Origin of the sequence: Natronococcus jeotgali DSM 18795 (assembly GCF_000337695.1) — an archaeon.
Taxonomy (GTDB): domain Archaea; phylum Halobacteriota; class Halobacteria; order Halobacteriales; family Natrialbaceae; genus Natronococcus; species Natronococcus jeotgali.
The window spans coordinates 1-6,670 of sequence record NZ_AOIA01000083.1 but is presented as its reverse complement, the minus strand read 5'-3'; the positions used below and the strand labels follow the sequence as shown (position 1 = coordinate 6,670).

Below are 6,670 nucleotides of genomic sequence, written 5' to 3'. Positions count from 1 at the left end.
TCTCCGACTCGTCGTGGCCATTACCAACTACGAGCGAGGAAATAATCCGGGCTGTGAGAAGCTATGAGATGGATTCTATGACAGGCTCAATTAATTAACGACGAGATTCTCACAAAGACCGCGCCGTACTACTGGGTCAACCAGAGCAACAATCCCGAAGAAATCGAGGACGGCTATCTCCAGGCACCGCGTACCGATTTCCAGAACTACGATCTACAGAAACTCGAGACCGGCGATATCGTCTTCAACTACCACGATGCGGCTATCATCGGGTACTCGGAAGTCATCAGTCCGGCCTATCTGGTAACCGAGGACGGGGAGGAGTACCGCCACGTCGACGTCGAGGTAACTGAATTCGACGAACCGATTCCATTCGCGGAGGTGTTCGCCGACCTGATCAGGGAAGATGTCCGCCTAGACCGCTACTACCCGGTCAACGAAGCGGGCATCAACCAGCAGTATCTGTTCAATCTCTCAGAGAAAGCGGGTGACTATCTCCTGGCTCGCGGGTCCGACATGGACTCTTCAGAGAACCAGGAAGGAAGCACCTCTAACGACAGTACACTCTCGAATCAGAATATGACTCCAAGCCTTTCTGAACTATTCGAGCGTGTTCTGTCTACGTATCCGGTCGAACAAATCGGAGAAGGGCTAACCACTCACGAAACGAGAACAGATCTCGAACAGCGAATACCGGAGACAATCAGAGAACTCCTCTCCGATCACAAAATGGAGATCAAATCATCGGCAGGAAAGGGCCGATGGACCTCGATTCCCTGGGTAGCAGTGATGGATCCTCGAGAGACGACACAGATCCAGGAGGGAATCTATGTCGTCTATCTATTCGAACCACAAGAAGATCGAGTTACCCTGACCCTCAACCAAGGGGTTACAGCCCTCAAAAACGACGTCGGAATCAAAGAAGCACGCCAGCAGCTCAAAACGACCGCGAAAAACGTACGGGACGAGATCAACCTCGAGCGATTCGCTGCTGGCCCTCTACAGTTCCCGTACGCTTCTCAACGAAACAAGCTGTACGGACCAGGTACAATCCTGTACCAGCAATACTCGTTAGAGAACCTTCCAACCGACGAGATCCTCAGAGAAGACCTTCTCAACCTCGTCGAGGCATATCGAGGATACGTCCAGACTACTACTAAACAAACGCCGCTGATAGATGTTGGTAACAGCCAGTCTACTGATGGCCAAATAGTAGAACGAACAGATAGCAAGCAGTCCACAACACCAACCGTCTACCAAGTCCCTATCGGCCAGGATTCCATTCGGACAAACTTCCAACGCACAGTCTTGGACGGCGTCCCTCGAGAACCGCTCGAGGAGATCACCGACATTCCGATCGACCACGACGAACTCCGCGTCTGGGGGAACCGAAACGACAACCCAGCGAACACCGGCGACTACCTTCTCTTTGCCGACAGAGATGGCCGACGAGGCGGTCAATACACGATCCTCGCCCGAGTTGCCCACGCAACGATCCTCGAGCCAGAGGCAGCAATGGCGTTCACAGAGGCCATTGGTTGGGGAGAGACAACAGACGCGACGTTCCACCACGTTCTATTTCTCGAGCCGGTCTACAAAGCCGACCTCGATCGCACACAGTTCTGGAAGACACTGGACTTCAAGGGGTGGCCAAATGACACGTACAGCGCAATCAACTTCGAGAGAGATGGCTCGGACTTCTACTCCGAATACCAGTCAATTCCGGAGTTCCTCGAGCAAATCAAGGGTGACCAACTCTACCCCAAATCGACGACTACGGCTGAGGAGGATCACGTGACACTCCCCAACGACCCTACTCCCAGAACCGAAACCGACCTCGAGAACCCCGACCACCCACTCCTCAAACGTGCACTCGAGGACGACACCACAGTCTACAAATTCACTGCCCCACCCGACTACTGGCTGACCGTCTTCGAGTACACCGCCCTCTCGTTCCAACCAGCGGACAAAGACCACTGGGAACAACCTGACCCCGGCGATATCGTGCTCTTCCACTCGAGACAGGATCCAAGCTGGGAGGACCTCTCCCCCCGCGAAAGCGCTCTCATCGGCGCCGGAATCATCCAAGACCGAACCACCAAACCCGAGGACGAAAACTGGTGGTACGACGAACACGAAGGCGGCCCAAAGGGCGACTCCTTCCCGTACCTGCTTACCTTCAGCAGACTGTTCGCAACGGGGGTCCTCGAGCAGACTGATACAACCCGACAGATCACCGACAAAGACCCTACCACGGTCGATGCCGAACTCGAGGCCCTCCTCCTAAACAGCCTCCCGTTCGAACGAGCGGACACCATCTGCCGCCAGATCAATGACACCGGCTTCCCCCGCCACCGTCTTCTCGAGTCACTGACCACAGACAAAGGAACGGCACTCCTCGATGCACTCGCCCCCTCCCTCGAAGAGATCCCAGCCATCGCCATCCACAAGAACCTCACTAGCCCCATCGACGCCGACGAAATCCTCGAGGACCTCCATTTCCAGGACAACATAGCCAACCAAATCATCGAGCAGATCTCCACAGCCCTCCGTTCGAACAAACACATCCTGCTCACCGGCCCACCCGGCACCGGCAAAACAGAAATAGCCGAACGCGTCTGCGACTACCTCACCGACACCCACCCGTACCTCTACACCGATTTCGAGATGACCACGGCCACCGCCGACTGGTCGACGTTCGACACCGTCGGCGGCTACATGCCCAACGAAACCAACGACAACGACCAGAACCTCTCGTTCACGCCAGGGATCGTTCTCAACCGCCTCAAGGACCGTCAAAACGAAACACAGGCCAACGACCTGCTCGTGGTCGACGAACTCAACCGTGCAGACATCGACAAAGCGTTCGGCCAGCTCTTCACACTCCTCTCCGGACAATCGGTCCAACTCCCCTACACCGTCAACGACCACGAAATCGAACTCACGACACACGCCGACCTCGAGGGCACTGCACAACCCCACCAGTACGTCGTTCCCAATTCGTGGCGCATCTTCGCGACGATGAACGCCTACGACAAGACCTCGCTCTACGAGATGAGCTACGCGTTCATGCGCCGCTTTGCCTTCATTCGTGTTCCAGCACCTGACCTCGAAGCCACCTCTGAGACCGACGACCCTGCAGCGGATCTTATCCACGAGTACGCAGACGTCTGGGAGCTCGAGATCACCCAGCAAGAAGCACACGCAGTCGGCCGCGTCTGGCGAAAAACGAACACCGCGGTCGATGAACGAGCGATCGGCCCGGCGATCATCAAAGACGTCCTCCAGTACGTCACGCTCCACACCGATAACCTCGAGTACCATCTCACTCAGGCCGTCATCAGCTACATCTTCCCACAGCTCGAGGGCGTTCCGAAACGGAAAACCATCGTCCGAGAGCTCACCAACGTCCCAGACATCAAACCAGACCTACTTACAGACGCCGCCCAGGAGATGCTCCAGGTCACACTCACAGCGAATGAATAGAGACGAACTCCTCGGCCAGCTCACCGAGGATATCCTCGCCTACGCAATGCGAGGCTCGTTCCCCCAACAGGAGCTGGCCCGCTCGCTCAAACCGGAACAGCTGGACGAGCGCTTCGAAGAGTACGAACTCTTGCTGGATCTCCACTTCATCCTCCAAGAGGACGTCGTCGAGTTCGTCCGGAACCTCTCCGGACACCTCCGCAGTATCCGTACCGAAACCCGGACGACCTCACGAACCAGACGCGGCACCGTCGACGGCCGGATCAACTGGGGCGATACTATCAAGAAACGCTACTCCCAGTACCCTCGAGACAACTCGGTTTTCGTCTGCGACAATCGCTCCGAGGACTACGACATCCCGGAAAACATCGTCCTCAAGCAACTGATCTCTATCATCCACCGCACAGTCCGAGAGGCAGAAGAATACCTTCGTGCGGACTACGACTGGGTCGCCCAGACCTGGAAGGGCAGCGACGATCTGATCGACGAACTCCAGCGCATCGTCGAGCGCAACGTCCACGTCCGCCGGATCCGCGAACCCGACACGTACGAACCGACCGAGCGAATGCTCACGACGGCCGCCAACTCTCGTCAAGAGGTGTATCGTACGGCCGCCTCGCTGCTACGAACGCGCCAGCGATTGTTCGACGGCGACGCCGATGCGATCCGCCAGCTGCTCGAGCAAACTGCGATCGCACCGGACGATACGGATTCACTGTTCGAACTGTTCGTGCTCTTCCGATTCATTGCAACGATCGAAGACCTTCGCGAGAGTACGCCGCAGTTCCAGACGATCGCAACCGACCGGCAGGAAGTGGCCCGATTCGACGGCAACCAGGAGATCGTCCTCTATCACGACAACTCTGCACGGGATCGGAATCTCTCGTTCACAGCGGTTCCGGACGAAGACGAGGACAGCCAGTCCCGCACTGACAGGGTACAGCGTGTCGCCAAGGAGGTCGCTGGCAACTACTTCGATAAAGAGTACCAGNGGAATCTCTCGTTCACAGCGGTTCCGGACGAAGACGAGGACAGCCAGTCCCGCACTGACAGGGTACAGCGTGTCGCCAAGGAGGTCGCTGGCAACTACTTCGATAAAGAGTACCAGGATCACACTGGACGGCCGGACGTGATCGTCCTCGAGATCATTTCCGAGGATGGTGATCAGGAGTACTTGATCGTCGAAGTGAAGAATAGCGCCAACGAGGACACGATTCGGAGAGGGATCAAGGAGACACTCGAGTATCTCGCCTTCTTGCGTCTCAACGAGGAGTACGTCTTTGGTCGTGATACTGAGGAGTACTTCGGCTCTGGGTGGAACGGACTACTCGTCGTGCAGGATCTCAACAGAGAGACTGCGTCGCTCGAGGAGCAAGCCGAGAGCGAGATTAAGGTCCTGCAGGCCGCCGAACTCGAGAATCAGCTAGCGCAAGTCCTCGAGCGAAAGCTATGATCCAATGATTCATTAGATTGAAACGAAACCGATCGTCAGTACTTGTATTTGTAAATTCGGGTGTTTTATCAAATGTTAGCACTTCTCTCGAGATGTATATAATCTCAGGAAACTAATCAATATCATGGATAGACGAAAATTCCTAACTGTCGGCGGCGTATCTCTCACGACTTTTCTCGCAGGTTGTTCTAGTGCTACCAACGAAGAGATGGATGGCGGTTCTCGCGGTGACGATGAGAACGGCTCAAACGAAAACAAAAGCAATGATAGTAACGACAGTTCCAATCTTGGTGACTCTGGTGTCGAGGGCGAGCCAAGTGTCAAGATTGGCGATCATGAGCTGATTGTCAATGAAGGTCAATATCTAACCGACGTCTTCGTTGAAGCGACTGTCGAGAATACTGGTGATGCTGCTTCCGGAACTACTGAACTCCAGGTCGACTGGTACGACGCCGACGGAAATTACCTCGACAACTCCACTACATGGCTCCAGACGCTGGGAAGCGGCGAAACATGGATTTCCAATGTTCACTATCTCGGGACTAATGAGGAAGAGGTAGCCGACTACGAGATTGAGGGAGAATTCACAGAGGAAGCTAGAGAATTCAACCCTGATGGGCTCGATCTTGTAGATCATGACATGAAAAAGAGTGAGGGAGACTTTCCAGAGGTCATCATCGAAGGGAAAGTAGAGAATACTCGTGGAGAAGAAATCAGCTACGTAGAAGCAATCGTGAAGTTCCATAACGCCGATGGCATCGTCATGGGTGATAACTGGACTAACGTTACTGAACTTCGTGATGGAGATACGTGGTCATTTGACGTCTCTTGGAACGGACGTGATCGAATTCCCGAGGTCGAAGACTACGAGATCCTTATTACAGACAGGTCCTTTTAATCTAATCCCTGACCTATTATCATTCAGGAATCACATTTTTAGGTATAGATCTACGATCCCTATCAATGATGATTGACTACGCTACTACATTGAGAAATCTCCGAGAACAACCTCCTGTCATAGCCTTTCCTCGTAGCTAGAACCGCTTAGAGAGCAAATCGGCTGAAGTCATTTCTCGAGGGTATCATAGAAGAGTTCTTACACTGTGATCACGGTACATCCTGGATTGTCCCTACGTTCGTAGTTGATGATTGCGACGACAAGGCGCTTTGTAGTAACAGTGGAGAATGCCCCTATCATCTCAGATGGTTCGTGGTCTCGTGTTCGCCTCGTTTCCGCCAAGGCGAACATCGAACTCTTCGAGAACTTGAAGGAGATATGCTCAAACAACGCTAGCGTCTCATCTCCACGACATTGAAAACGACTCTACCGAAGAATCTTGCATAGTCGCTGAACCCATCTACCTTAGCATTCAGCCCTGCTCTTTAGTGTGCTAATCGTTCTGTGACACCCCTACAGTACCACTCGAGGAATTCCATCAGAGCCAGCCATTCTACAGGATAGAGAAGGAGTTACCGGAGTTTCCGATATCCACTGACGCCAGCAACGAGCATTCCGATGCCGGCAAGCAGGGTTACGTAGACGCCCATAGCAGAAATACCTGTAACGTGGTAGAAGGCAATCAATGAAATCACAGCACCACCACCGATGCCTGCCAGCATAGAGCGCTTTGTGTTATCCGAATGAGCCTGTCATAGAATCCATCTCATAGCTTCTCACAGCCCGGATTATTTCCTCGCTCGTAGTTGGTAATGGCCACGACGAGTCGGAGA

Annotated in this window: 4 protein-coding genes and 1 pseudogene; 3 read left to right on the top strand and 2 right to left on the bottom strand. The window is 54.0% G+C overall.

Features of this window, described 5'->3' with window-relative positions; genetic code table 11:
- Positions 1-381 precede the first annotated feature (381 nt).
- From C492_RS09035 to C492_RS09025, 3 genes are all read left to right on the top strand, one after another.
- Positions 382-3,486, top strand: a complete 3,105-nt coding sequence (locus C492_RS09035) for an MrcB family domain-containing protein (protein WP_008422646.1) — start codon at positions 382-384, stop codon at positions 3,484-3,486.
- The gene (locus C492_RS09030) at positions 3,479-4,939 is read left to right on the top strand and encodes a hypothetical protein (RefSeq protein WP_008422644.1); all 1,461 of its coding nucleotides are present in this window, start codon (positions 3,479-3,481) and stop codon (positions 4,937-4,939) included. Before C492_RS09035 ends, C492_RS09030 begins: the two co-directional genes overlap by 8 nt.
- A 124-nt stretch (positions 4,940-5,063) precedes the next feature.
- Complete coding sequence (locus C492_RS09025) at positions 5,064-5,837, top strand: FxLYD domain-containing protein (RefSeq protein ID WP_152424864.1); 774 nt, start codon at positions 5,064-5,066, stop codon at positions 5,835-5,837.
- Between the two features lie 268 nt (positions 5,838-6,105).
- Here C492_RS09025 and C492_RS25270 read toward each other — a convergent pair.
- Positions 6,106-6,297 (bottom strand): annotated as a pseudogene (locus C492_RS25270) (IS5/IS1182 family transposase); the annotation flags it as partial.
- 112 nt (positions 6,298-6,409) lie between these two features.
- Entirely contained in the window at positions 6,410-6,559 is a 150-nt protein-coding gene (locus C492_RS22685) for a hypothetical protein (protein ID WP_239643416.1), read from the bottom strand.
- Between the last annotated feature and the right edge of the window lie 111 nt (positions 6,560-6,670).